Below are 25,179 nucleotides of genomic sequence, written 5' to 3' on the forward strand. Positions count from 1 at the left end.
TCGAGCGAGCGTCACGCAGTGGCATAGCTGCAGTCGTCGGGAGCGAGAGATGGCGATGTGTGAGCGATGGCTTTCGCGCTCGAATAGTAGCGTTGAGGGCCGGGCACCGCAATTCCAGACGCCGCTATGTCAGGTGAGCGTCACGGCTCTGCAGAGAGGTTGGCGCTTTGATGGTGGCTTGAGGTGCCGGGCTGCATCAGGGTGCTGGCCAGAAAGAGGGTGGCGATCCAGAGGATCTGGGCGACCAGCAGGTGCAGTAGCTGCACCCAGCCGGGGGCGGAGAGGAGGATGTTGAACACGCCGACCATCGTCTGCCCGATCAGAAGCGCGATGACCACGTTGGCCCAGGTGAGGGCTTGTGGCGAGGGCTCTCGCACCTTCACAATCCAACCCACGACAAGGAGGTAGGCGGCAGTACCCACGGCGATGACGGGATGAAAGATGCGCAGGCGCACCAGGAAGTGGTTCGCTGCGGAGAGGTCGCCGCGAACGCGATCGACCAGGCCGCCCCCCACGGTGGGGTCGACCGGGAAGAGGGTGTCGCCCAGCGCCGTGACCGCACCGGACATGCTGGTGGCGATGAGCCCCAGCATCCCTACCAGCAGCAGCGCTCGAAAGACGCCGCCGCAACGCAACCTCGGGAGCTCTCGGCCACCGGAAAGCCAGGCGGTAAAGGCCGTGGCTCCGCTCAAGATCAAGGTGTTGACCAGGTGAATGGCGATGACCACCGCGCGCGCCACGGAGTCATCGTCAGCGACGAGCTCAGCGAGCACGAGGCCCGCACCGATCGCCCCCTCAAAGAGGATGAAGATGAAGGTAATGACGCTGGCCCAGAACACCGGATGGTTCTTAAAGATGCGCCAGGACCAGCCCATCAAGACGATGCCCAGGATGCCCAGAAAGCCGCTGGTCAGTCTGTGGGTATACTCGATGATCGTCTGGACGTTGGGAGAGGGCGGGATGATCTCGCCGTGGCAGGTGGGCCAGTGCGAGCCGCAGCCAGCTCCTGAGCCGGTGATGCGTACCCAGGCGCCAAAGAGAATGACGGCGAGCAAGTAGACCAGAAAGATCCAGGCGTAGGCGGTAAATGCGCGGCTGGTGCGGGGGGCGGGGCTGGACATCGTCATTTCCGGGGAGAGCCTTTGGGGTGGTCGGAGCATTCTCCACGTGCCCATAACATTGTGGGGCGCGGTGGTCATCCATCGGCAGGTGGGGCGAATCGCCGCATATCCCCCGGTGCTATCCTTGCCCGGGTGGCGAGCGGGGTGGTAACTAGCCCGGGGCAGCGCATGCAGCACCGCCGACGGTGTAAGCAGGGCGATGCCTCGGGGCGAGGACTAACTTCGAAGATAAAGGTACGTGAGATGATCAAAGGATTGCTGGAAGGCCAGACTCCCACGGGCGCTGAGGTGCTTGTTGAGGGATGGGTTCGCACACGACGTGACTCCAAGGCCGGGTTTTCATTCATCAATGTGCATGATGGCTCGTGTTTCGACGCGATTCAGGTCGTCGCTCCCCGAGATCTGGCCAATTACAACGATGAAATCCTCAAGCTGACGGCGGGCTGCTCCGTGGAGGTGCGAGGAGAGTTGGTGGAGTCGAAAGGGAAGGGGCAGCCGGTCGAGGTGCAGGCCACCAGCATCAAGGTGGTGGGATGGGTCGATGATCCGGACACCTACCCGATGGCGCCGAAGCGTCACAGCATGGAGCATCTGCGGGCCAACGCTCACCTGCGTCCTCGCACGAATCTCATCGGGGCGATCACGCGCGTGCGTCATCGTCTGGCGATGGCCACTCATCGCTACTTCGATGAGCAGGGGTTTTACTGGATTCATACCCCGATCATCACCGCGTCAGATGCGGAGGGGGCCGGTGAGATGTTCCGCGTCTCCACGCTGGATATGGCGAACCCGCCGCGGCTGGAGAATGGCGAGGTGGACTTCTCCCAGGACTTCTTCGGGCGGGAGGCGCATCTGACGGTCTCCGGTCAGCTCAACGTCGAGGCGTACTGTCTGGCGATGAGCAAGGTGTACACCTTTGGACCGACCTTTCGGGCGGAAAACTCCAATACCTCGCGCCATCTGGCGGAGTTCTGGATGGTCGAGCCCGAGATTGCGTTTGCCGATCTCAACGATGACGCCGACCTGGCCGAGGATTTCCTGAAGTATCTCTTAAAGGATCTTCTGGATGCGCTGCCGGCGGATATGGATTTCTTCAACCAGTTTGTGAAGAAAGGCGTCCGAGACCGTATGGAAGCGCTGGTGGACTCAAACTTTGAGCGCATGGATTACACCGAGGCGATCGCGATTCTGGAGAAGGCGGCCGACAAGGAGAAGTTCGAGTTTCCGGTCACGTGGGGCGTCGACCTGCAGTCGGAGCACGAGCGCTTCTTGAGCGAGAAACACGTCGGTAAACCGGTGGTGGTGATGAACTACCCGCGCGACATCAAGGCGTTTTATATGCGCCAGAATGATGACGGGCGCACGGTGGCGGCGATGGACGTTCTGGCACCGGGCATCGGCGAGATCATCGGTGGGAGTCAGCGGGAGGAGCGCCTGGATGTGCTCGACGCGCGCATTGAAGAGATGGGACTCCCGAAAGAGAACTACAGCTGGTACCGCGACCTGCGACGTTACGGGACGGTGCCGCATGCGGGCTTCGGGCTGGGATTTGAGCGCTTGATCGCCTACGCCACCGGGGTCGAGAATATCCGCGAGGTGATTCCCTTCCCGCGGGCACCGCGTAGCGCCGATTTCTGAGGCGTTACTTCAGGTTTTTAGCTGAGGTTTGGAGATGGCGAGCGCTCGCGTAGCGAGGCTCGCCATCTTTGATCCGGGGCGCCTGCAGTGGTAGCCACAAAGGGATAGCGACAAGGTGCGAGGCAACCGAGGAGTCGAGACGTGGGACGATGGCAGGCTTGGTGTGTGGTGGGTGTGGCGTGGGCCGTGGGATGTTCTTTGTCACCGACGGAGCCGGGCGACTCGGACGAGGGCAAGCGGGGGCTTGAGACCCGTTGTGAGGCGGCCGGGGGCGATTTCTATGAACGGGCGCCGGCGACACTTTGCATCTTCGGAGAGCGGCAGGGAACCTCGGTGGGGCCCGGGTTTGCATGCCCGGAGGGGTTTCCAAACAGGCTCGGAGATGGAGAGCTGCTCTTATGCAACGCGAGCGGTGAGTTTCCGGCTGAGATCCTGGTTGAGATCGACGGGCGGTATCCATCATGCACCGATTGCGAGCTTGATGCCGGTGATGTGGGGGCGGATGTTGAGGTGGGGGACGTAGGGGATCCCGGGGACGTGGAACGCTGCGACGATCCCGATGAGCTGGTGTGGGTGGATGGCCAGGCCGAGGTAGAGGGGAGTTTTGCCGGCACGGGGTTGGGCGAAGCGCTCAGCTGCGATTCCAACGCGAGTGTGGGGCATGTGTACGCGCTCACCACGGATGCATCGGGGGACCTGGTCATTGAGGTTGAAGCGGATGAGGGGACCTTTGTGCCGGCGCTCTCGGTCCGAAACGTCTGCGCTCAGCGGGCCTCCGCGTTGCCCGGGGCGTGTCTGCGGCATCGCGCTCAACCGTCGAAGAACGTTGCGGTGCTCCTGAGCGCGGAGCCAGCGACGTATTATGTCTGGGTGTCCACTCCGCCGGCTGCAGATCGCGGGACGTATCGACTTCGGGCCAGCTTCCAGGCTCGCCCGGAGCCCCAGGACCTGGAGGCGTGCGAGGCGTTGCCGGAGGTTTCGCTGGGTGATGGGGAAGTCCTCGGGTTGGGCGTCAGCGCACGGGGACAGTTTGAGGTCGGGGGGCCCTTATGTGGGCATGATGCAAGCTCGCGCGCCGAAGTTGGGATCGATGTGGAGGCCGACGGGGTTTGGAGCATCGACCTGCTGCGCGGCCAGGGGCAGGGCTTTGCCGCTCGCCAGCGAAGCGAGTGCTCCCGGGCGGAAGGCGAAGTCTGTGGTGACATCATCCTGGGTGAGCTCCGGCGGAATCTGTTGCGCCAGGAAGTTGAGGCCGGGAGGAAGACGCTCTCGCTGGGGAATTTGCCGGACTCGGCGATACCCGGCTACGGGTTGGAGCTTCGTCATAGCTCCGAGCTCGAGGGGCAGAGTTGCGCGCGCCCTCAAGTGCTGGATGTCAGCGCACGCGATGAGGATGGGGTTTTCGAGGCCGTGATCGCCGCATCGCTCCGGGGCTATAGGGATAGTGCCGCTGCGGAGTGCGGCATGAATGGGCGAGATCGGGTCTGGGAGCTTGTGCTGACGGAGCCCTCCGATGTGCGGGTGGAGGCGCGCGGTGTGTCGGGTGCGCCTCTGAGCGTGACGCTCTCGAGCAGCTGCGATGCGCCGGGCGATTGCTCGGTCGGGGGCGTGGCGCGTTCGGGGCTGGCTGCGGGAACGTATTATGTGCGGGTGGACGGCGATCTCGACGATCCGGCCGATATTGAGTTGGACCTTCGTGTCGCCCCGGCCCTTGTAGGCGGGAGTTGTGAGGTGCCTGGTGAGCCGGTGGTTCTGGCCATCGGTGATACGGCGCAGGTGAGCCTTCGCCAGGAAGACGGCTTCTCGGGAGTGATCAGCTGTGGGGCAGAGGTTGTGCGTGATCGGGTGGTACCCCTCGACCTGGTTGAGGCGGGAGATCTGGCGATCGTTGCCACAGGTGAAGTATCCCTTGAGGATCTTGTGGTGGAGCACGCACCGAGCTGTGAGGTGTCGGGAAGTTGCGGGGATGCTCACCACGGTATCGCCGCGCTGGAGGCGGGGAATCAGGTGGTCAAGCTCGGTGGATCGCCGGGCGTTGATGAGGGCGATGTTGAAGTGTCGCTTGAGCTTTTGAAGCCAGGGGAGCGGTGTTTTGGTGCGCAGCTCGTGTCGCTCGATCATGACCATGCGGTGGGTCTTGGCGGGTATCAGCCTGACGCGATGCCGGGGTGCGTAAGCGGGGGGCTCGCTGCGGATCGGGCGTACGCATTTGAGCTGAGCGAGACGAGTACCGTGATTCTGACGCTGACCCCGGCGGATGCGCAGCAGGCCGTGGCGCTGTGGCTGGAGCGTGGTGCCTGCGATGCGGCCCATGAGTTGGCGTGTGAGCATGGCGAGGCTGGTCAGCCGGCGACACTCGTGTTAGGGGCGCTGCAGCCGGGCTTCTACCGGGTCTGGGTCGGTGGCGATCCGGGCGACTCTACGCTTCATATCTCGACCAACTGAAGGATGACTGCCGATGGCGCATTACCTGTTTACGATCTCGGAGGCCGATGCCGGTGAGCGCCTCGACAAGGCGTTGACTCGCCATCTTTGCGAGCAGCATCCCGGTGGGTTTTCGCGCAAGAAGACCAAAGCATTGCTCGACGGCGGGCAGGTCAAGCTCAACGGGCAGGCGCATGGTATCGCCTCCTACACGCTCGCGCCGGGAGATCGCCTGGCGGTGGACGTGGAAGGGCAGGGGAGTAGCGATGAGGGGTCGGAGGGGCGTTTTGAGCTCGACGGCTCCACCGTGCTTCTGGAAGACGGCGATCTTCTGGTGATTGCAAAACCGGCCGGGCTGCCCAGCCAGGGCACCCGCGATCGGAGCCGCGATCATGCGGTGGCTGTGGCCAAACGCTATCTGGAGGCGAAGGGAAAGAAGAAGCCTTATGTGGCGATTCACCATCGGCTGGATGTAGGCACCTCCGGGGTGCTGGCGCTGGTCACGGCGCGCCGCTCCAATAAGGGGATGGCGCGCGCGTTTCGCGAGCATCTGGCGAAGAAGACCTACGTGGCCGTGGCGCGCGCGTTGCGTCCGGAGCTGGAGCGGGAGGTCGGAGAGCGCTGGGAGGTGAAAAACCACCTGGGCCGAGTCGGAGAACGACGCCAGGGCGAGGTGAGATCGGGGGGGGATTGGGCGGAGACGTCGTTTGTGGTGCGTGAGCGCTGGGGCTCGTTGCACCTGATTGAGGCTCGTCCGTTGACCGGGCGGATGCATCAGATTCGCGCGCACCTGGCCGAGGGAGGTTTGCCGATTGTAGGCGATAAGGATTACGGCGGGGTTCGGCGTATGGGCTCACAGCGCTTTACGCGCGTGATGCTGCATGCGGAGCGTCTGGAGTTGCCGCACCCGCACTCCGGCGATCCGGTGGATGTGAGCTGCCCGTGGCCCGCGGACTTCCTTGAAGTGCGTGACGCATTCAACGAAGGATAACGAGCGGGGACGCTCACCTGGCGAGAGCGTCGGGCGACTCTTTCATGAAGGCTCGCCAATCTTCGCCCGGAGCTCGACGATGGCGTCGTTAGGGAGGTTGAGGGATTCGCCTTTTGCGATGTAATCGTCGAGAAACATTCGGGTCTGTGCGCCGACCTTGGTGAAATGCACCTTCAGGTAGACTTCAAAATCAAAGGGGGGCACGCGCGGGGCGACGCGGGTCAAGAGCTTGACCGTTGTGGGGGTGAGCATCCTCATCGGAAGCGGCGCCTTTGATTGAAGCGTGGCCTCCAGGATGGTGCGGATTTGCGACATCGTCGTGACCAGTTCTGATAAGGTCTCGTCACGAAGGCGGTCGAGGCTCCAGCCCACGGTTTCCATATGGGCGACGATGGGCATAAGTACGCCGCTGCCGAAGGCGGCTTTTTCGGCCAGGCCGCGGACACTCCTTGAACTCATATGCCCGCGGTTGAGTGCAGTGACGATGGGCGTCACGCGTTCTTTCGGGCCCTCGAAAAGGGCGGGGGTCAGCGGTGGGAACCAGTAGGCGGTCCCCGGTTGCGGACAGGACTCCCCGGGGAGAGGCGCCGGGTAGCTCACTGAGGTGATAAGTCCGCGAACGATCTGGTCGGGGGCGATGTGCTCGGAGAGCGTCTGCACATCGTCGAGGCCCGGGGTCAGTGTGAGGAGCGTGGCATCGCCAAGTCCCCTGGCGAGCGAAGCGAGCCAGGGGCCTTTGAGGCCGGTTGAGGGGATGGCGAGGATGATCGCATCAAAATGTCCCGGGGGAAGATCGGCCGCGTCGGTCCAGACGCCATCGGGCGTGAAGATGGCGTGCTGCTTGAAGTCGCGTCTGCGTTCATAGAGGCGATAGCCCCGGCGTGCTTCCTCGGCGTAGCGGGGGCGTACCAGGACGTGCACCTCTTCGCCAGCGCGTGCCAGGTGAAGTCCATAGAGTTGTCCGACGCTTCCGGCGCCAACGATGAGGATTCGCATGTGAGACTCCGTTTCGGCAGCAGAAATCAGGTGGCGAGTGTATGCCATGCCTGCGCCCATCCCGAGGCGTCGCGAGCGGGAAGCGGGACGTGAAGATCGTGTGCCAGCGCGACGAGGTCTTCGGCCAGCGTGGCGATGAGCGGGGTTTCGGGTAGGGCCTGGTGGCCACCACGGTTGATAAGTCCCAGAGCGTGCAGTGCCTGACGGGGATGCAACGCACAGGGGATGTCGTTGTAGAGCGTCTCTCCGAGCAGGGGATGCCCGGCGTGGTGCAGATGCGCACGCAGCTGGTGGGTGCGCCCGGTGAGAAGTTCAGCTGCGACGAGGCTGTAGTTGCCATCGGGGCTTGAGGCCCAGTGCCAGATCCGGGTCTGGGCGCTTTTTCCCGAGCGGTGCACGTCGACCACCGAGCGCCCCTGCTGCGAGCGTTTTCGCAGGGGGGCGTCGATGAGCAGGGTGGCGTTGTCAGGACGGCCGTGCACCAGCGCGACATAGATCTTCTGGAGGTCGCGTGCCGCCAGGGCCTGTTGTGCACGCAGCAGTGCGCTCTTTTTCCGGGCGAAGAGAAGCAGGCCGGAGGTGTCACGGTCGAGCTGGTGCACGGCCCAGACCATGCGCCCGGCCCAGGTCATGGCATGGGCCTGAGCGCATTGCGGATCGTCCAGGGTGCGACCGGTGCTGGGAAGACCGGCCGGCTTGTCCCAGGCGACAAGGCCATGGTGCTCGGCGACGATGCGTCGAGCAAATTCATCGTGACGACGATCGGGCACGATCAGCCCTCGGCTTCCAGAGCCTCGGCGACATCATCGGAGAGCTCGAGGTTGTGGTAGACGTTCTCGACGTCGTCGTCCTCTTCGAGCAGGTCGATGAGCTTCATGTTGCGCCTGGCGGTGGCCAGGTCGGGGGAGAGGTCGGTCTCGGCGACTTTGGTGATCTCGTCGCTTAAGAAGTCCACGTAGCCGGCGGCGTTGAGGGCGTCGCGCAGCGGCATGAAGTCGTCAGGGCCGCTGGAGATGGTGATCACACCGTCTTCGACCTCAAAATCCTCGGCGCCGTTCTCCAGCGCGACTTCCATGAGTGTGTCGTTGTTGTCGACCTGGTCCTGCTCGATGCTGATGATGCCCTTGTCGTGGAACATCCAGGCCACGCAGCCGTTTTCGCCGAGGTTTCCGCCCTGCTTGCTGAAGAAGTGGCGGATGTTGGCGACGGTGCGGTTTTTGTTGTCGGTGGAGCCTTCGAGCAAAAAGGCCACGCCGCCCGGGCCGTAGCCCTCATAGGTGAAGTCGGTGTAGGTGACGCCTTCGAGCTGACCGGTGGCCTTGAGGATGGCGCGCTCGATGTTGTCGTTGGGCATGTTGGCCGCTTTGGCCTTCTGGACCCAGAGACGCAGCTCATTGTTGGTATCGAGATCACCACCGCCGCGACGGGCAGCCGAGGAGATCTTTTTGCTCAGGCGGCTAAACACTTTGCCTCGTTTAGCGTCCTGAGCGGCCTTCTTATGTTTGATGTTGGCCCATTTACTATGTCCTGCCATAGAAACTCCTTGGGAGGGAAAAGAGTGGGTCGATGCCGAAGCGGCGGGACTATACCACCGGGGCTGCGGAGGCTAAAAGTGGCGAGTGGAGCGCACTCGATACCAGCCGGTAATGCTCAAGCGCTCGGTGTGGGCCGGTAAAACCTCGTGGTAGAAACGCGAGCTTAAGAAGGTCACCAGCGTGCCGCCGCGCGGCTCAAGGTCGATGTAGGGCTCCATCTCGGCGCCGTCAAGGTAGAGGCGAAGTTCACCGCCGTCGCCGGGACGCCAGTTAGGGTTGAGGTAGAGGATGGTGGTGAGCTGACGCTCGCGGGCGTTGGCAAACACGTCGATGTGGCGTTTGTAAAAGGTGCCCGGCGGGTAGAGCGCCAGGTGTCCCTCCCAGTCGACAAGGCCCATCATGGTGGCACGGTTGATGTGCTGGCGCAGGGTGTCGAGCGCGTCGAGGTAGATCTGCTGCGGGGCGCTGAGCTGGTCGTTGTCCAGCCAGAGGATGCGGTCGCTTCGCACCTGGGGGCATCGCTGGCGGTTGGGGCCGGAGCCGATGCGCGCGAACTGGAACTCACCGTCATCCCAGAGCCTCAGCGTTTCTGCAGCGAGCGCTTGCACCCGGGGGGGGCTTAAAAAGCCGGGCACGCAGGCGTACCCCTTCTCGATGAGCGCATCTGCAATAGAATCGGAGAGGTCGGGCTGGACCGGATGCTGGACGGGCGGGGAAGGCTGGCGCATGGGCGTCGCTCGGTGTCAGGGGGCCTGGGGGGCCGGTCGTGGATCGATAGAGACCTCGTGCGGTGTGCGAAAAATTTGCATTGTCGAATCGCGGGGAACGAGTTTACTCACGCTGAAACAAGCGGTCAATAAAAAGCAGTGATTGCAGGGAGATGTTGCGGCTGTGAGGTGGGCATGGTGATGGCGCGTTGCCGGGGGCTTTGGGGCAGGGCGACCGGCATTGAGACTTCGCCTGATTCCAGGTTGAGGGGTGTGGGGGAGTGCCGCAGACTCTCTCCACGTTTTGCTTGAGAAGAGGGCTGGAGCCTGGCGCTCTCGCGTTTCGTCTTCCATCGCATGGTGATCTCAGGCAGTGACCGCCTGGCGGCGCTGCCACGCATCAGGAGAATCGATGTCTGACCAACCTTCCCGACCGCTGCGCGTCGGTGTGAGCGCGAACTGGATGCACGCCGACCCGGAGCGCACCGTCTACAACGGCCGGCCACTGCTCTATATGGAGCAGTCGATGAGCGACTGGTTTCTGGCAGCCGGGGCGCTGCCGCTGATGATCCCGGCGCCGAGTCCTACGTGTGAGGTGGCGATCACGGCGGAGCAGATGGTCGGTGCGCTGGATGCGCTGGTCGTCGCCGGGGGGGCCGATGTGTGGCCGGGAAGCTATGGCGAGGGTGCGCTTCGCCCGGAGTGGGAGGGCGACCGAAGACGCGACGAGGCTGAAATCGCCTTGATTCGCGCGGCGCTTGCACTTGACGTGCCGGTGCTCGGTATCTGTCGGGGCCACCAGGTGCTGAACGTGGCGCTCGGGGGCACGCTCTTTCAGGATATCGCCACCCAGGTCGAAGGGGCGCTGCGGCATCGAGACGCGGAACGCTACGCCGGTAGCATCCATGAGGTTACGTTTCTGGAGGGCGGCTACCTCCACCGGATCTACGGGCAGGTGCAGGCGTTCATCAACAGCGTGCATCATCAGGCAATCAAGGATCTGGCCCCCGGGCTGCGCGTGACCGCACGCTCGACGCGGGACAGCATCATCGAGGGGGTGCAGCTCGATGATGGCAGCGATCGGTGGGTGGTTGGTGTGCAGTGGCACCCGGAGTTTCAGCGGCCCGAGCAGGTTGAGCTTGTGCCCGCGGCACCCTTGATGAACGACTTTCTCAAGGCCGCACGTCGTCGGGCTTCAACGCGCTAGCAGTTGGGGAGTCGGGTTCGGTGTGTTACCTTACGCAACATCTGCGCGGCGCGGTGCGTCATGGCCGATGTCGAGACTGGTTACAGAAGAGGTTTTTTTGGAAAATCCCTATAAGTTCAATATCTTGGAGCCGTTGGATGGCTTCGGCGGTCCCGACGATCGTCGCCTTCATATCGTGCTTCACGAGCCGGAAATCCCGGGAAATACCGGCAATGTCGGCCGGCTCTGCGCCGGTACCAACGTGTGGCTGCACCTGGTCAGGCCGCTGGGGTTCGAGCTCGATGATCGTTACCTCAAGCGTGCCGGGCTGGATTACTGGCCGCACGTCAACATCAGCCTCCATGACAACTTTGAAGCGGTGGAGGCCATCTTTCCGCGTGAGCGCATGCACTTTTTTACCAAGAAGACCACCCGCGCCTACGATCAGGCCAACTGGCAGGGGGGAAGTGTGTTGATTTTCGGTAAAGAAACCAAAGGGCTACCTGCGGAGATTCGCGAGCGCTATGAGGACCGGTGTTTCCGCATCCCGACGACCGATAAAGTACGCAGTTTGAATCTTTCCAACGCGTGCGCGATTGTGTTGTATGACGCAATGCGTCAACTTAACTGGGAGCCCCTCCAGGGCTAGAGTATGCCGGTTGTACGGTCGTCGTGGTGAAGCGCTGTGAGCGAGCCCTTTGGTACATACATGCTGGGAGAGCGCATCGGCGTGGGCGGGATGGCCGAGGTGTTTCTTGCGCGCAGTGTTGGTGCCGAGGGGGTTGAGAAGACCCTGGTCATCAAGAAGATCCTGCCACAGCTCGCCACCGATGAGCGTTTTGTGGAGATGTTCATCGCTGAGGCCAAAATCGCCATGGGGCTTAATCACCCCAATGTCGTGCAGATTTACGACTTCGGGAAGGTGGGGCGAGATTATTACCTGGCCATGGAGCACGTCGATGGCGTGGATCTGGGGCATCTGTTTCGGTCAGCAAAGCGCGCCGGTCGCGCCCTGGCGCTGGGTGATGCGCTCTTTGTCGCCATCGAGCTTGCCCGGGGGCTTGACTACGCCCATCGCCGTACCGACGGCTTTGGGCGAAGTCTGGAACTGGTGCATCGTGACGTAAGCCCCCAGAACGTGCTCATCTCGCGGGATGGTGCTGTCAAACTGGTGGACTTTGGCATCGCCAAGGCTATCGGTGTGCGGGAGGATCGTCCCGGGTTGGTCAAGGGGAAGTACCGCTATATGAGCCCGGAGCAGGCCCGTGGCGAGGAGGTCGATCAACGCAGTGACCTCTTTAGCCTGGCCGCGCTGATGTTTGAGCTGGTGTGTGGACGTCCGCTCTTTCGGGCGGAGAGCAACGAGGACCTGCTCAGCCTGGTTTCGGGGGCGGTGGTGCCGGACATTAAGGCGATCCTCCCGCAGATTCCCGAGGCGCTGGAGCACCTGATGTACAAAGCGCTCTCCCCGGATCGTGAAGAGCGCCCGGCCAGCGCCCGTGAGATGCAGCGGGCGATGACCCGCGTGCTCTACGGGCTCAGCGAGATTCATGACGAGATGACACTCGCTCAGCATCTGCGCGAGCTCAGCCCGCATCTCGAGCGAGAGGGGCGGTGGGGGGAGAGTGTTTCGGTGGGGGCGGAGCCCTCGGTGTCGACGGTGGTGGGGCGAACGCAGGTGGCGCGTGGCGGAGCATCGGCTCGCGCGGCGAGTTTGCGCACCTCGTTGCAGGTGACACCGGCGATGGTGCAACGCCGCAAAGAGGTGGTGACCATCGCCGGCAGGTTGGAGGGGCTTGAAGAACTTGAGCGTGCCCTGAGTCCGGAGCGATGGCGTCATCTCGTGGCGGAGCTTACGCGGATTGTCGATGCCATCGCGTTTAAAAACGACGGGGTTTTGCATCGCATCGATGCGGCGGGGTTTGTGGTCGTGCTGGGCCTGCCTATCTCCAGTGAGAATGACGGGGTGCGCGCTGCCCGGGTGGCTCGCGATCTGCACGAAGCGGTCGCGGGCATGAACTTCAGCCTTGATGTGCCCCTGCTGGTCAGCCTGGGAATCGCCACCTCGGAGGTGCTCATTGAGCATCCGTCGAGCGGCCTGAAGAAGGGCTACCGATGGGAGTATCTGGAGCGAGGTGAAGACGGCGCGCGATCGCTGGCAACCTCAGCCCTGGCGCGGGAGACCTTGATCGGTCCGCAGGTCTTTCAGCGGGTGCGGCGGGCGTTTTACTGCGAGGCGATCCAACCTGTGGCCGGTAACGAGGAGGCCGGCGCCGGGGGAGCGGTGGGGGCGACGGCATACCGGCTGGTCGGGCCCAAGAGCGCGCGTGATCGCATCAAAGAGTTGCGTCGTTCGGTGGCTTCGTTTTACGGGCGCGATGTCGAGCGGCGTGTTGTGCGTCAGGCGTATCGCCGTGTGGCGATGGACCGCCGGGCCGGGGCGTTGGTGCTGGTCGGGCCGGCCGGGGCCGGGAAGTCCGCGCTGCTGGAGGAGTTTCTCTCCGGATTTGATGGCGGTCAGGCTCGGGTCTTACGTGCGGTGGCCTCACCCCATGAGCGCGACCAACCGCTGGGGAGCGCGGCGGCCTTTTTTGCCGAAGCCCTCGGGCTCGGTCCTCGCGATGATCTTCGGCAGCTGGCGGCTCGCCTGGAGAAGGTCATTGAGACGATCTTCTCGGAGGAAGAGGTTGACGAGCGGGAACTGATCTTCGACTCGATGGCGACCGTCTTCGGGGTGCCGGTGTCGGAGCGCGCGTTTTCCCGGTTGGACCGTGAGGAGCGGCAACGGCGCATTTACCTCACGCTAAGCAGGCTGGTCAGTCGTTTTGCGGCCACCGGTCCGGTGATCATCGCCATTGATGATGCACATTATATCGATCCGGTGATGCTGGAGTTTACAGCGCGCTACTTTGAGACCGATCGCGACGTGCCGGTCTTCATGGTGTGCACCGCCCGTGATCTGGGGCCGCATGTCGAGAGCGACGCCTGGCAGCGACTTGTGGGAAGTCCGCGCGTTGAATGTGAAGCGGTCGGAGAGCTCTCCGCTCGTGAGTCCCGTCGGCTGGTTCGCGATCTGCTGCGTTTGGAGGTGGGCGAGGATCAGGCCCTTGTGGATGAGGTGCTCAACCGAACGGGGGGAAACCCGCTCTATATTCGGGAGGTGATCGAGGCGATTCGGGAGCGGGTGGGCTTTGGACGGGCGACAGACTCGGCGGAACTTAGCGATGAGGCGGTGTGGTTGCCGGCGAGCGTCGAGGGGATCATCGACGCGAAGCTGGAGCGGCTGCCCTCGGAGGCGCGTGCAGTCCTGGTGAGGGTAGCGCTCTTCGGGGTGCCTTTTGATCGAGAGCGGGCCGAAGGTCTGTTGGAGCAGCCCTGCGGGGAGGCTATCGCCTTGCTGGTGGAGTCGGGGATTCTGGAGGAGGTCGGCGCACAGGGGAGTCTGCGCTATCGCTTCTGCAACGAGCTGACGCGGGAGGTGGCCGCCCGGGGGCTTCTTCCCGAACATGCCGCAGAATTGCACGGGCGCATCGCGTCCGAGCTGATCGCGCGCGAAGGGCAGAACAGTGCCCGGCACAGCGCGCTGATTGCCCGGCACCTGGAGGCCGGCGGCGACGCGGAGAACGCCCGGAGCTACTACGTGCGTGCCGCCCGGGAGGCCTCGCGATGGGTAGGGGCGCAGGCCTGTGTACGTCATTGCGATCGGGTTCTCGAGATGGGCGGGGCGCCGACCGGAGAGCTTGTCGAGGTCTTATTGCTCAAAGAAGAAGCCTGCCAGGAGATCGGAGATGACGCCGGTGCTCGAAGTGCGCTGAAGGCTCTTGAAGACCGCGTGGCCAGCGGCGATGCCGACGATCGCGCCGCCGAGGTGTGGTTGCGCCAGGCGCGCTATCAGTATCAGCGCGCGAGCTTTCGGGAGGCACGGGACTACCTGCGACGGGCTGAAGACGTGGCTCAGCGCCGGGATGATTGCATCAGCCTGGCCCAGGCGGCGCGTCAGCGCGCCGTACTTGACCTTACTGAGGGCCATCGCGACGGTGCTCTCGAAGTGGTTGATGCCGGGCTGCTACTGCTCGATGAGGCCAGCATCCATCATGTGGATCAGCGCCGGGCGGGGGAGGTGGCAGTAGAACTCTTTACGGTGCGCGGGGTTATACTTCGTCAGACCGGGCGGCACCGTGAAGCGCTCATCGCCTATGATCGCGCGCTGATCCGCGCCCGTGAGTTGGAACTCCCCCGTCACCAACGCCAGGTTCTGACCAACTCCGGGTTGGCGCTGGCCTATGTGGGGCACTTCGCCGCAGCGATGGCCCGCTACGAGAGCGCCCTGGCGATGTGTCGCCAACTCGGGCACAGGCGAGATGAGGCGCTGCTGCTCGTCAACATCGGCCATGTGAATTTTTTGCTCGGGCAGACGCGCCAGGCGATCTCCGAGATTCAACGTGGGCTGCATCTGGCTCGCCGTACAGGCTATACGACTACGGAGGCCGACGGTCAGATCTCGCTCGGGCTGTGCTATCTGGAGCTGGGGCAGAGTGCGCAGGCCGAGCGGGCTCTCCACGAGGGGCTACGGCTGGCGGACTCCATCCCGCATGCGTACCTGGCGGTTTGTGCGACTCTGGCGCTGGCCCAGGTCAAGTTGCAGGGGGCCGGCCCGGGTGATGCGCGTGTGGCGTTGCTGCAGGCCGAAGACGCGCTGGAGCGCGCGGATCAGGCCGACATGCGCTGGGGCAGGGCATTCGCATTGAGCTTGATGGCGCGTGCGCACGCCAGCTCCCGGCGCTTTGACCAGGCGCTCTCCCTTTCGCGCCAGGCGTTGGAGATGCTTGAAGTGGTGGAGATCTACGGGGAGGATGAGGTCCACTTCGCCCACGCAACGATTCTGGACACGGGGGGCGATGCCGAACTGGACGACGAGAAGTTACGTTCCTTGCGGCGCGCCCAGGCGGTGGTCCGGGAGCGCGCGTCTGCCATCGACGATGAGCGACTTCGGCGAGACTACCTGGCGCGGCCTCTCAACGCACAAATCATGGCGGCGCTGGCCGATGTTCGGACCGCGGCGGATTAACGCCAGTCTCGCCCGGCGCGAAGCGCTTCGAGAGCCCGCGCGAAATCTTCGGGGTATTCCGCCACGCAGTGCACACGCTGACCATCGGGGTGCTCAAAGCCCAGGGTGCGCGCGTGAAGGGCCTGTCGTCCGATCAGCGAGCATTGCGAGGTGCGTCGGCCGCCGTAGAGCGTATCGCCCAGAAGCGGCGAGTCCGCGTCGGCAAAGTGCATGCGGATCTGGTGGGTGCGTCCGGTCTCCAGGCGGCACTCCACCAGCACCGCGCCGCTATCGTAGCGCTCCATCACCCGGAAGTGCGTGATGGCGTGGCGTCCCTTTGTCACGCGTCCTGTAAAACGCATGCGGTGGTTGGGATCGCGCCCGTGCAAGGTCTCGAAGGTCCCCTCATCGGCCAGCCCCGGACCGAACACGATGGCGTGGTAGACCCGGTCGATGCTGTGGTCGCGAAACTGTTCCGAGAGGTGATGGTGGGCGCGGTCGGTCTTGGTCACCGCGAGCGCCCCGGAGGTGTCTTTGTCGATGCGGTGTACGATGCCCGGACGAAGCTCCCCGCCGATGGTGGGGAGCTCGTCAAAGTGATGCATCAACGCATTAACAAGTGTCCCGTCGGGGTGGCCAATCGAGGGGTGCACGACCATTCCCACCGGCTTGTCGACCACGGCCACCTCGTCGTCCTCATAGAGGAGGTTGAGCGCGATGGCCTGGGCTTGAATGCTCGGTTCGGTGGGGGAGACGTGCGACCAGTGGATGCGGTCGTCTTCACGCAAGGTATAGCCGGCCTTGACCCGCGCACCGTTGACGGTGACTTCGCCGCGGTCCAGGAACTTTCGCACCTGGGAGCGGGTCAACGGCGGATCGTCCTGCTCGGCCAGGTACACATCAAGGCGCTGGCCGGCGTCTTCCGGTTCAACCTGAAAGCTGAATTCAGTGGTGCTCAAAGCATGCCGGGGGCAGCGGGTTACCAGATCGAGCTTTCGATATGGCCGCAGTTGGCGAAGACGATATCAATAAACGCCTTCTCCAGAATATTGGTGTTCTCCAGCATGTCTTCGTCGACGTACTGACGCATATGCGTGAGCGCCTCGCGCCAGATGCCATCGAGCTCATCGAAGAGGTTGTCGTTCTTGATGCCCGCTTCGATCTTCTTCTGGATGTCCGGGTAGATCGTCAGGTCGGAGGCGATAACGCGGGCGCGCTGAGCGGCCTTCTTCGGATCGGTGATCTTGGACATGCGTTCCTCATAGCGAGGGGTTGGACGTGAATTCGGGCCGGGAGCCCGGGAGCGAAAACGGCAGGACGCCGCCAGTGTCGGCGACCTTATCACGATTGATCGAGATATCGGAAGTAATCTTCGATCAGGGGCTGGGCCGGGACATCGAAGACACGGGAGATCTCACGCAGGTAGCCGCGCAGGTAGACCGGCCGTGGAAGCACATCGGAGTCGACGGTTTCGATGGCGGCCAGGTATTTGACGCCGATATGGGTGCGGGAGCTCAGCTCCTGGAGGCTCAGCCCGTGACGTCGTCGAAGGGCGGCGATGGCGTCTCCGGGCGACTTTGCGCCGGCTGGGCGGCGCGCGGCTTTGGCCTCGTCGCCTGCGAGCGTCTCGGGATGGTCCGGCGGTGTTTCGGTCTGGTGCGCCGAAGGCTGGGCCGGGGGAGTAAACTCCGGGGGGCGAGGAGGCTGGGGGGTGGGGTGCTCCTGTCGGGGAGGTGGGGCGGTTCGCTCGCGCTCATAGTTGCGCATGGCTTCATCGACCTCCGGCCGCGAGAAGTTCTCACTGGGCATGGTGAGCACGTGACGGTAGAGCCCTTCGAGCTCCTCGGCGATCTCCATCCTCCGGGTGGGCTCGGTGAAGACCAGGCTGATGGAGGCTTCGCGCCGGTATCCCTCCCAGAGCCTGCGGCAGTACTGGCGCACCTCGTTGCGGCTGAGCTCGGGGTTGAGTCCCATCATCAATGCCGGATGCGCATCGCCGCGGGCAGGGATGGGCCGCGGATAGCGTAAGTCAACCAACTGGACGTCGCGGATATGACGCGAGAGCAACTCGATCTCGTTGCTCAGCCCTTCCTCATTGCGCGATGATCCGGTGCCGGTGGTGCGGCGGTTGTAGAACCACCGGCGGTCGGCGTAGTCGATGCTGGCCAGGACTCTGGGGAAGACCTGCAACTCACGGTGGAGTGCGTGGCTGAGCACAAAGCCCAGATCATGCTCGGCTCCCTCGCGCACCATATTCACCACCATGTAGACCTCCAGCTGGCGGGCGGTCTCATCGATGATGGCGCGGGACTGGGCCGAGGGCGCATCGTAACGAAGCGAGCGGGTGTTCAGCCACAAGGGCTGCTTGTAGAGCACCTCGACAAGTTCGTCTTCAAAGTTGGGAGCTTCCGGGTGGTAGCCGATGGCGCTGAAGAGCGAGGCGCGCAAAAACTGGGCCATCATCCGGATCGCCGCCGGGTCGGGCGTGCCCACCAGGATCGGTGTGTCGCTCAACGTGAAGAGCCCCACATCAAATGGCGAGAGGCTGGGGGGAAGATCGATAAGCACCCAGTCGAAGTCGAGTTGGTGCAGCTGAGCGATGATCTCTTCGGGGCGCACCCGCGGGCGCGTAAATGGGTAACGTCGCGCGGCCGCGAGCGAGGCCAGGTACACATTGGTGTACGCGGTGCTCACGATGAAATCGGCAATATGCGCTCCCTTATCCCCCAGGCCCTGCGCGTCGTCGGCGCCCAGGTCGAAGGCAGGCTCATTGGCGCCCAGCAGGATGTTGAGCGTGGGCGAGTGCCAGGAGGCGTCGACGCAGAGCACGCGCCCCTGGTGGCGGGTCAACGCCCGGGCGATGTCGGCGCACAGGGTGCTCTTGCCGGTACCCCCTTTGCCGCCTCCGAAGGTGACGACGCGCGGGCGGTCGGGATGTTGGGGGGGAGCGATCTGGTTCAACGGGCCTACTCCGCATGGCGAGGGCATCAAATGCCGGGCTCAAGCCCGAGCGGGCGCGCTATCTTCGTTGACCGATCGTTACTTGGCAAGGGGGCAGACGCGGGTTAGGTTAGGTGCGCTTCTCGGCTTAAAAAAGGAAAGTTCGGACCCGCTTTGTCGGTGCCTTCGTAGCGTTGCCGAGAGCCTTAACCTTCGCCACTAATCCGACTTACGCCAGCGCCGACGCATTCGAGCCAAGGTGGACACGTGCCAAAGCTGATCTATCAGGATCCCGAGATCGGGACCGAGGTCATCGTTGAGATCAACTCGGAGGTTCCCGAAGTCACCATCGGGAGAAATCCGGGCAACATCATTCGCATCAACAACCCGTCGGTGTCTCGGCGACACACGAAGTTTGTCTACGAGAACGGCCGCTGTACCCTTTACGATCTCAACAGCTCTAACGGCACCTACGTCAACGGGATGCGCATCCAGAGCCAGGTGCTCGAGCACGGTGACCTGGTTCGCGTGGGCGAGTTTCCGCTGGAGTTTGCCGAAGAGCAGCCGGTGATCAGCACCCCGGTCGAAGATCCGGGCATCGCGTCAATGGCCAATGCCACCTCGATGGGGATGGGCTTTGGCATGGACGATTTCGAGCCGGAGCCTATCGAGCTTGATGCCTCTTCTCTGGTCGAAGAATATGAGTTTGATGACCAGCCGATGATGATCGGGGAGGATGAGATTCACGAGGTGCTCGACCCCGATGAACTCTACCCGGAGCTTGAGCCGGAGTCCTTCGGCGACGACACCGTCGATGGTGGCGCCGAGATCGCAGCGAGCCTCGCCGCGCTGCGCGCGGCGGCTCGGGAGTCGGCAGGGCCGGACACGCATGAGCACACACAACGGGCTGACGGCCACGCGCTTAACCTGCAAAACTGGGAGCGCGAGTTCAGCAGCGGGGAGTACGAGCAGCCGCAGCTGAAGGCCGCCGCTCCTGTGCCCCCGCCTGCGGCGCAACCCGCTGACGTAGCGCCGACGCGGAAGAGCGTGGCGATAGCGGCGGCAGTCAATAACGAAGAGGTTGAGGCCCTGCGCGAGGAAGTCGCGTCTCTTCGCCAGATGCTTGATGCAGGAGTGGCCGACTCGGACGACATGCAGGTCGAGCGGTTGCGCGGTGAGCGGGATCGTTTGATGGATGAGCGTCGTACGCTGGTGCGTCAGCTCAACGATACCCGACAGGCGCTGGAGCAGGCTCCCACCGATGAGGCGATGGCCGAAGCGCAGGCCGCGCTCCATGCGGAGCGCCACCGTGCTTCCGAGGCCGAAGCTCAGATGGAGGCGCTTCGTGATGAGTCCGGCTCGCGTGCCCGTCAGCTCGAAGAGGCGGCGGAGCGGGAGCAGGAACTCAGCGCGCAGCTCGCCGCGGTGCGCCAGGAGTTGGAATCGCACCAGCAAGCGCAGGCGCTGGGGGATTCCGAGCGCGCCGAGCTGGGCAGTCAGGTCAGTGAGCTGCGCGATGAGATGCAAAGCTACGAGGACCGCTACCATCAGGCGCTTCTGCGCATTGATGATGTGACCGAAGAACTCGGCGCGAGCCTGGCGAAGATCGAAGAGCTCGAAGAGGCCGCTCAGATTGGGCAGGCTGAGCGCGACGCGCTGCAATCGGAGATCGCTGACCACATCCACGAGCTGGAGCTTCGCGCTGAGCGCATTGAGGCACTCAGCACTTCGCTGGAAACCGAGCAGCAGAAGGTCGCCGCGCTTAACGCCACGATCGAAGAGCTCAACGAGGAACTCTCCCGGCGGCCGCCTGAGGATGAGGCCAATGCGCTTCTGGCGCGCGCCACGACCCTCGACGCCGACCTTGTCGCGATGACCTCGGCGCGCGACGACCTTCAAGCAGAACTCCACGAGACGCGTAGTGAGCTGACCCGAGAACGCCAACTTCTGGAAGACCTCGAAGCCCGTCATAGCCGGGTCGCTGCTGAGCGCGACCAGGTTACGCGTGAGCGTGACGGGCTCAAACAGGAGAAGGCCGCCTTTGCCCGTGAGACCGACTACCTGCAGGTCGAACGACGCAAACTGGGCGATGAGAATCAGTCGCTTAAAGCTCGGGTTGAGGAGCTGGAGAAAGACCGCAAGCGCAAGCGTAAGATCTTCGAAGAGCTCTCCGGCGATCTTCGCGGGCTGGTCGAAGAGAACGATCGCCTGGGCGGTGAACTCGCCAGTGTCCGCGAGCGTCTGGAGCAGGCTCCCACAGGGGAGGCGCTTGAGGCCTTGCAGTCGGAACTTGTCGAGCGCGAAGAGCTCATCACGTCGCTCTCTGCTCAGATTGAGGAGCTGGAGAGCGACGCCTCCAACCTCACCCGCGACCTGGGACAGATCGCCGAGGAGCGAGACGCGCTGGCCTCGCTGGAAACCGAGCTCCGAGAGCAGCTTGAGGCCGCCCGCGCCGCCCAGCTCGCTGACCTCGAAGAGGGGGAAGCGCTCGAAGCGTTGCGCAGCGAGATGGCCGAGCTTCAAGCCCGGCTGGAGGCCGCACAGGGCGAGCTCGAAGAGGCGCGCCAGGCCGTAGAGGACGCCGCCGAGGCCGGAGAGGGCTCCGACGCCGAGGAGCTCGCCAGGCTTAAGGCTGAACTCGAAGAGGCACGCGACCAGAACGCCAGCGTTGAGATCGAGCGCGATGCGTTAAACGCGCGCCTGGCAGCGCTCGAAGCTGAGCTTCAGGCCCGCGATGAAGCGGCGAGTGAGCGAGGTGAGAGCGGAGCTGTCGACGAGGGCGAGGTGGCGAAACTTCTCGAAGAGAAGACCTCGCTGGAGGCTACGCTGGCTGAGATCATCCTGGAGCGTGACCGCCTCGAAGATCAGCTTCGCCAGCTCGCCGAAGCCTGAGGGCTCAAACCTCCCAGAGGGTGAGCACGCCCAGGTGATCGGAAGCCGTGGCGTTCTCCAAAACCCGGTGGGCCAGGGCGCGAGCGCCCTGGCCCAGCACGAAGTCGATGCGGCGGTCAGGCTGGTGGGCCGGGAAGGTCTCAATCGCTTCGGGCGCGCCCGGATCGTCGCAGACAGCAACCAGCGCCTCAAGCCATTCAGCGCGCTCGGGTTCGTTGAAATCCCCCATAATGAAGCGGGCCACCGGCGCATCATCCGCACCACAGAGGGGCGCTGCGCAGATGCGTTCGCGCAGCACCTGGCCTTGCTGCGGGCGATCTTCTTCCAGGTAAGAGAGATGCGTGCAGAAGATCTCCACCGCTCCAGCCGGGCTGTCGATAAGGACTCGTGCCAGCCGTCGGGGTTCGTCGCGGATTTGAGGCAAGGGGTCGACCTGAACCTCCAGAATCGGCCAGCGGCTTAAGAGGGCCTGGCCGTAGCGCGCCGGCTCCTGACCAGGGCGGTCCTCGATGATCGCCGGGATAAAGATGTGATGCTCAAGTCCGGTCAGGGCGCTGAGCCGGGCGGTGGAGTCCCCGGAAGGTCCCATCGTCCAGTGATGCCCGACCTCCTGAAGTGCGACCACATCGGCATCGGCCTCGTCGATCACTTGAGAGATCGCATACAGCCCTTCCTGAATGCCCAGGCGGATGTTGTAGGTCATCACTCGAAGTTGGTGTGGCATCGAAGCCTCCCGGCGTTGGTTGGGGGTAGGGAAGTGTGCTAGGGCTCGAAGGCGTTTCAGGCAACTCATGGGGCTCTGTGGATGGGGCCCGGCTACCCGGAGAGAAGTATGGTGGAGAGACGGTCGGAAGGGAAGAAGTCGCACGGGGCGTTTCGCTCGGTGCCCAAGACCGGCGTGATCTATGTGATGAGCGAGGCCGGTCGCCACGGTTACCGACCCGGTGATCCGGGGTGGACCAATCTCGGCCAGGGCCAGCCCGAGACCGGGATGCTTGAGCATGCGCCTGCGCGCATCGATGCCATCTCGATTACCGAAGATGATCACGAGTACTCCCCGGTCACCGGATTGTGGGAGCTTCGCGAGGCTGTGGCTGACCACTACAACCGCCGCTACCGCCGCGGTATGGCCAGTCAGTACTCCGCCGAAAACGTCGCGATCTGCGGCGGTGGGCGCACCGCGCTCTCTCGCCTGGCCGCAGCGCTGGGGCCGATTAACCTGGGGCATTTTTTGCCCGATTACACCGCCTACGAAGAGCTGCTGGATCTTTTCCGCCTCTTCAACCCCATCCCGATTTTGCTCGACCCGCGCCGGGGCTACGCGTTTAGCGCGGGCGAACTCGAAGATGAGATTAAAGGGCGAGGCCTCTCGGCGCTGCTGCTCTCTAACCCCTGCAACCCCACCGGAAAGCTGGTCGGAGGCGACGAACTCGGCCAGTGGCTGCGCGTGGCGCGGGAGCTCGACTGCGCCATGATCTTCGATGAGTTCTACAGCCACTACGTCTGGGGCAAGTCCGTGGAGGAGGCCACCGCGGCGCGCTACGTCGAAGATGTGGAGCGAGATCCAGCGGTCATCGTCAATGGCCTGACTAAGAGCTGGCGCTACCCGGGCTGGCGCCTCTCGTGGACGGTGGGGCCGAAAAAGGTCATCGAGCGCGTGGCCAGCGCCGGAAGCTTCCTCGATGGCGGCGCGGCGCGTCCGCTGCAACGCGCGGCGGTCAGACTGCTTGATGATGAGGTCACCGACGCGGAGATCGTTGCCATACGCGAGCGCTTCGCCGCCAAGCGACATATGATGATGTCGCGCCTGCAGAAGATGGGCATCAAGCTCGACTTGCCTGCTCAGGGCACCTTCTACGTGTGGGCCAATTTAAGTGAGCTTCCGCCCGGACTTCGCGATGGGATGGACTTCTTCTCGCAGGCTCTCAAGAGGCAGGTGATCTGCGTGCCCGGCGAGTTTTTTGACGTCAACCCGGGCCAGCGTCGCGCCAACCGCTACAGCCGCTTTAAGAACTACGTGCGCTTTAGCTTCGGGCCGCCTCAGGCGGAGCTTGAGGCCGGGCTCGACCGTCTGGAGCAGATGATCGCCGAGGTGTCTCAGGCGCAGATGGCAGGCGCCTGAGGGGAGCTTTCCAGCTCTCAATGGGGGCTGGAGAGAGGGAGCTCGAAGCAAAAGCGCGTGCCCTCGCCGAGGTCGCTCTCGACGCTTAGCTGGCCGCCGTGTTCTTCGAGGATCTGCTGGGTCATCGGGAGCCCCAGCCCGGTGCCCTGGGACTTGGTCGAGAAGAAAGGCTCAAAGAGGCGCTCCAGCGCCTCAGGGCGAATGCCTTCGCCCTGATCTTCGATTGCGACGCGGGCGACGCCCTCGACGCGGGTCACACTCACCACGATCGCATCGCCCGGCGAGCTGGCTTCGACGGCGTTTTTGATGAGGTTGAGAAGGGCCTGGCGTATCTGGTTGGCGTCGACATCCACCTCCAGGGGGGCGTTGTCGATGGTCACAATCACCTCGACACCGTGCTGGCTCCACTCCCATTGATGGAAGTCGATGAGCCCCTGAACGATGTCATCAAGGTTCTCAGGCTGGGTCTTCGGCGAGGGCAGGCGCGCGTATGTGAGATACTCTTCGGTAATGTCGCGCAGACGATCGATTTCTTCGATCACAGTTTCCAGAAGAGGGCGGATGTCCTCATCGGAGGCGTCGATGCCGCGCTCCTCTAAGGCCTCGGCGAGCATCTCCACATTGAGGTTGATGCTGGAGAGGGGGTTTCGCAATTCATGGGTGATCAGGCTGGTCATGCGCCCGATGGTGGCCAGGCGTTCCGACTTGAGCAGCGCGGCGTGTTGGCTGCGAAGGCGAGCATCGCGTTCGGCGAGGCTGTGGGCCATCGCGTTGAACTCAGCGGTGAGCAGGGCGACCTCGTCCTGGCCCATGCGGGTCGAGGGGGTGGGAAGAGGGCGGTAGTCGCCCTCACCGATGCGACGGGCAGCCTGGGCGAGCGTGGTCAGCGGTCGCAGCGTCCAGACAATGAGAATGAGCACAAGCAGCGCCACCGCCAGAGCGGCAAGGCTGAGCGCGCCCAGTGCGTAGACCGAGCTGCGTTCGGCGTCATCGGCTCGCGTCAGGGCCTGATCCGTGGCCACACGCAGTTCGGCGCGCAGCTGTGTAAGTCGATTGTCCAGCGCGCGCGCCTCGGCGCTGAGCTCGGTCTGCGTCTCCGAGATGGAGGCCGAAAGTTCGGACCCCTGCGGGCGCTCCCTCAACACCTGGGCGGTAAACGCACTGGCCGCCTTTGAGAACTCCGCGCCGCGCGTTTGCAGAGCCCGGAGATCGCGAAGGATGGACGCAAAGGCCTCACTCTGCGCCGCGGGTACCTCCTCAAGCTCGCTGAAGTCGGCCAGGAGCGCGGCCTCGCCGAGCTCCTCGTCGAGGTTTTCAGGCAGCGCATTGAGCAGGCGAGTCAGCTGCAATGAGCGACGTAGTACCGCCGGATCGCGCTCGTTGAGTACGACGTGAAAGCTGCGCAGATCGTTTTGCACATCGCTCAGTTGCAGCCCCAGCGGGACGATACGTTGGTTGATAGCGCGAAGCTGCCCGTAGAGGCTCTGGGTGCGCTCGACGCCGAACATCACTACCGCGCTAAAGACGATGGTGACGCCGGCAAAGGCGATGAAGACTTTGGTGGCCAGGCTCAGGCGCAT

Annotated in this window: 18 protein-coding genes; 8 read left to right on the plus strand and 10 right to left on the minus strand. The window is 63.7% G+C overall.

The window, feature by feature from the left end; genetic code table 11:
- Positions 1-140: 140 nt before the first annotated feature.
- Positions 141-1,121, minus strand: a complete 981-nt coding sequence (locus tag EA187_RS03935) for a COX15/CtaA family protein (RefSeq protein ID WP_164855957.1) — start codon at positions 1,119-1,121, stop codon at positions 141-143.
- Positions 1,122-1,364: 243 nt separating this feature from the next.
- Here EA187_RS03935 and asnS point away from each other — a divergent pair, with 243 nt between their 5' ends.
- The 3 genes from asnS to EA187_RS03950 all read left to right on the plus strand — a co-directional run bounded on the left by asnS (position 1,365) and on the right by EA187_RS03950 (position 6,174).
- Positions 1,365-2,759 (plus strand): asparagine--tRNA ligase, encoded by a 1,395-nt coding sequence (gene asnS / locus EA187_RS03940; protein ID WP_127779245.1) that lies wholly within the window; start codon positions 1,365-1,367, stop codon positions 2,757-2,759.
- A 141-nt stretch (positions 2,760-2,900) separates the two neighbouring features.
- Positions 2,901-5,204: a hypothetical protein gene (locus tag EA187_RS03945; protein WP_127779246.1), complete on the plus strand. Its 2,304-nt coding sequence runs from the start codon at positions 2,901-2,903 to the stop codon at positions 5,202-5,204.
- Positions 5,205-5,217: 13 nt separating this feature from the next.
- Entirely contained in the window at positions 5,218-6,174 is a 957-nt protein-coding gene (locus EA187_RS03950) for an RluA family pseudouridine synthase (RefSeq protein WP_127779247.1), read from the plus strand.
- Between the two features lie 42 nt (positions 6,175-6,216).
- Here the strand turns inward: EA187_RS03950 and EA187_RS03955 are convergent, their stop codons facing one another.
- The 4 genes from EA187_RS03955 to EA187_RS03970 all read right to left on the minus strand — a co-directional run bounded on the left by EA187_RS03955 (position 6,217) and on the right by EA187_RS03970 (position 9,433).
- Positions 6,217-7,170 carry a ketopantoate reductase family protein gene (locus EA187_RS03955; protein ID WP_164855959.1) on the minus strand — a complete coding sequence of 318 codons (954 nt, stop codon included), beginning with the start codon at positions 7,168-7,170 and terminating at the stop codon, positions 6,217-6,219.
- A gap of 26 nt (positions 7,171-7,196) precedes the next feature.
- The gene (locus EA187_RS03960) at positions 7,197-7,940 is read right to left on the minus strand and encodes a pseudouridine synthase family protein (RefSeq protein ID WP_164855961.1); all 744 of its coding nucleotides are present in this window, start codon (positions 7,938-7,940) and stop codon (positions 7,197-7,199) included.
- A 2-nt stretch (positions 7,941-7,942) separates the two neighbouring features.
- Entirely contained in the window at positions 7,943-8,704 is a 762-nt protein-coding gene (locus tag EA187_RS03965) for a YebC/PmpR family DNA-binding transcriptional regulator (RefSeq protein WP_115602814.1), read from the minus strand.
- Between the two features lie 72 nt (positions 8,705-8,776).
- The gene (locus tag EA187_RS03970; protein ID WP_115602813.1) at positions 8,777-9,433 is read right to left on the minus strand and encodes a 2OG-Fe(II) oxygenase; all 657 of its coding nucleotides are present in this window, start codon (positions 9,431-9,433) and stop codon (positions 8,777-8,779) included.
- 391 nt (positions 9,434-9,824) lie between these two features.
- On the opposite strand from EA187_RS03970, the gene EA187_RS03975 reads away from it, so the two are divergent.
- The 3 genes from EA187_RS03975 to EA187_RS03985 all read left to right on the plus strand — a co-directional run bounded on the left by EA187_RS03975 (position 9,825) and on the right by EA187_RS03985 (position 15,666).
- Complete coding sequence (locus EA187_RS03975) at positions 9,825-10,619, plus strand: gamma-glutamyl-gamma-aminobutyrate hydrolase family protein (protein WP_127779248.1); 795 nt, start codon at positions 9,825-9,827, stop codon at positions 10,617-10,619.
- A 133-nt stretch (positions 10,620-10,752) separates the two neighbouring features.
- On the plus strand, positions 10,753-11,247 hold the full coding sequence (locus tag EA187_RS03980; RefSeq protein ID WP_115603553.1) for a tRNA (cytidine(34)-2'-O)-methyltransferase: 495 nt from the start codon (positions 10,753-10,755) through the stop codon (positions 11,245-11,247).
- Between the two features lie 36 nt (positions 11,248-11,283).
- Positions 11,284-15,666 carry a serine/threonine-protein kinase gene (locus tag EA187_RS03985; RefSeq protein WP_127779250.1) on the plus strand — a complete coding sequence of 1,461 codons (4,383 nt, stop codon included), beginning with the start codon at positions 11,284-11,286 and terminating at the stop codon, positions 15,664-15,666.
- Here the strand turns inward: EA187_RS03985 and EA187_RS03990 are convergent.
- From EA187_RS03990 to EA187_RS04000, 3 genes are all read right to left on the minus strand, one after another.
- Positions 15,663-16,604, minus strand: coding sequence for an RluA family pseudouridine synthase (locus tag EA187_RS03990; RefSeq protein WP_115602810.1), 942 nt, complete (start codon positions 16,602-16,604; stop codon positions 15,663-15,665). The genes EA187_RS03985 and EA187_RS03990 overlap by 4 nt on opposite strands.
- Positions 16,605-16,624: 20 nt before the next feature.
- A complete protein-coding gene (locus EA187_RS03995; protein ID WP_115602809.1) occupies positions 16,625-16,897 on the minus strand; it encodes a hypothetical protein in 273 nt (90 codons plus the stop codon).
- An 89-nt stretch (positions 16,898-16,986) separates the two neighbouring features.
- Complete coding sequence (locus EA187_RS04000) at positions 16,987-18,606, minus strand: helix-turn-helix domain-containing protein (RefSeq protein ID WP_164855964.1); 1,620 nt, start codon at positions 18,604-18,606, stop codon at positions 16,987-16,989.
- Between the two features lie 246 nt (positions 18,607-18,852).
- Between EA187_RS04000 and EA187_RS04005 the strand changes: the two genes are divergently transcribed.
- A complete protein-coding gene (locus EA187_RS04005) occupies positions 18,853-21,477 on the plus strand; it encodes an FHA domain-containing protein (RefSeq protein WP_164855966.1) in 2,625 nt (874 codons plus the stop codon).
- Between the two features lie 4 nt (positions 21,478-21,481).
- Here EA187_RS04005 and EA187_RS04010 read toward each other — a convergent pair whose 3' ends face one another.
- Positions 21,482-22,201, minus strand: a complete 720-nt coding sequence (locus EA187_RS04010) for an endonuclease/exonuclease/phosphatase family protein (protein ID WP_164855968.1) — start codon at positions 22,199-22,201, stop codon at positions 21,482-21,484.
- 108 nt (positions 22,202-22,309) lie between these two features.
- On the opposite strand from EA187_RS04010, the gene EA187_RS04015 reads away from it, so the two are divergent.
- The gene (locus EA187_RS04015; protein ID WP_115602805.1) at positions 22,310-23,599 is read left to right on the plus strand and encodes a pyridoxal phosphate-dependent aminotransferase; all 1,290 of its coding nucleotides are present in this window, start codon (positions 22,310-22,312) and stop codon (positions 23,597-23,599) included.
- A 17-nt stretch (positions 23,600-23,616) separates the two neighbouring features.
- On the opposite strand, the gene EA187_RS04020 is transcribed toward EA187_RS04015, so the two are convergent.
- Entirely contained in the window at positions 23,617-25,179 is a 1,563-nt protein-coding gene (locus tag EA187_RS04020) for a sensor histidine kinase (protein WP_127779254.1), read from the minus strand.

Source organism: Lujinxingia sediminis (assembly GCF_004005565.1).
Classification (GTDB): Bacteria; Myxococcota_A; Bradymonadia; order Bradymonadales; family Bradymonadaceae; genus Lujinxingia; species Lujinxingia sediminis.

Coding starts and splice junctions, on each gene's coding strand:
- EA187_RS03970 (WP_115602813.1), bottom strand. CDS start 9,433: ATGCGCCAGCCTTCCCCGCCCGTCCAGCATCCGGTCCAGCCCGACCTC.
- EA187_RS04015 (WP_115602805.1), top strand. CDS start 22,310: ATGGTGGAGAGACGGTCGGAAGGGAAGAAGTCGCACGGGGCGTTTCGC.
- EA187_RS04020 (WP_127779254.1), bottom strand. CDS start 25,179: ATGCGCCTGAGCCTGGCCACCAAAGTCTTCATCGCCTTTGCCGGCGTC.
- EA187_RS03975 (WP_127779248.1), top strand. CDS start 9,825: ATGTCTGACCAACCTTCCCGACCGCTGCGCGTCGGTGTGAGCGCGAAC.
- EA187_RS03935 (WP_164855957.1), bottom strand. CDS start 1,121: ATGTCCAGCCCCGCCCCCCGCACCAGCCGCGCATTTACCGCCTACGCC.
- EA187_RS04010 (WP_164855968.1), bottom strand. CDS start 22,201: ATGCCACACCAACTTCGAGTGATGACCTACAACATCCGCCTGGGCATT.
- EA187_RS03955 (WP_164855959.1), bottom strand. CDS start 7,170: ATGCGAATCCTCATCGTTGGCGCCGGAAGCGTCGGACAACTCTATGGA.
- EA187_RS03950 (WP_127779247.1), top strand. CDS start 5,218: ATGGCGCATTACCTGTTTACGATCTCGGAGGCCGATGCCGGTGAGCGC.
- asnS (WP_127779245.1), top strand. CDS start 1,365: ATGATCAAAGGATTGCTGGAAGGCCAGACTCCCACGGGCGCTGAGGTG.
- EA187_RS03995 (WP_115602809.1), bottom strand. CDS start 16,897: ATGTCCAAGATCACCGATCCGAAGAAGGCCGCTCAGCGCGCCCGCGTT.
- EA187_RS03965 (WP_115602814.1), bottom strand. CDS start 8,704: ATGGCAGGACATAGTAAATGGGCCAACATCAAACATAAGAAGGCCGCT.